Source organism: Oleiphilus sp. HI0125, assembly GCF_001635355.1.
The window spans coordinates 1-984 of sequence record NZ_LWGF01001090.1 but is presented as its reverse complement, the minus strand read 5'-3'; the positions used below and the strand labels follow the sequence as shown (position 1 = coordinate 984).

Genomic DNA, 984 nt, shown 5'->3' with positions numbered 1-984 from the left:
GCGCCAGGTGAACTTCCAGTGCAAGGAGTCGAGAAAACAGAGCTTTATCTAAACCTACCAGCAGCAGAGGCCATGGGCACAACCATTCCTGAAGCGCTATTAGGACAGGCGAAAGAAATCATTGAATAGGTTGCCAAATAAACCTATTTGAGAAGTAGGAAAGTCAATGATTAGTAGTTTTGCGTTTTTCGGTGCATTAGAGACCGGTTTTATATTTGCGCTCGTCGCTCTTGGGATATTTATATCGTTTCGTATATTAGATTTCCCAGACCTGACAGTCGATGGATCGTTCCCCTTAGGTGCGGCTGTTGCAGCAAGTACGATTGTGGCTGGCTTGCACCCTTTACTCGCAACATTGCTAGCATGTATCGCCGGCTCAATAGCCGGCGTTATTACGGCGCTGCTAAACGTAAAACTTAAAATACTTCACTTACTTGCTTCGATCTTAACCATGATCGCTCTTTACTCGATCAACCTGCGTATCATGAGTGGACCCAATCAAGCCTTGCTTGGCGTCGAGACCTTGCTCACGCCTCTGGACAACCTCGTCATCGCAGGCACGGAAATCCCGTATTATATTGCTTACCCCATCGCCTTTGGGGTTTTAGCGCTCGTTGTATTGGGACTACTCGTCGCATTTCTAAAAACCGAGCTGGGTTTAGCCATGCGTGCGACCGGTTCAAACTCAAGAATGGCAAAAGCGAATGGCGTTAACACAAGCGCGATGATCATTCTAGGGATGGCTATTTCAAATGCCTTAGTTGCGCTAGCGGGCGCTTTATTTGCTCAAAGCCAAGGCAGTGCTGACGTCACAATGGGCGTCGGGGTTATCGTTATTGGACTAGCTTCTGTTATTGGCGGCGAAGCGCTTCTATCCACTCGCACAATTCTACTTTGGGCATTGGCCTGCGTGGTAGGTTCTATTCTGTATCGCATTGTGATTGCCTTTGCTTTGAATGGCGAAGTCCTCGGTCTACAAGCTCA

At 47.9% G+C, this 984-nt stretch carries 1 protein-coding gene; it reads left to right on the top strand.

From position 1 onward, the window contains the following. Nucleotides 1–166: 166 nt before the first annotated feature. On the top strand, nt 167–984 hold an 818-nt coding region (locus A3762_RS18880; RefSeq protein WP_068757123.1), incomplete at its 3' end, for an ABC transporter permease.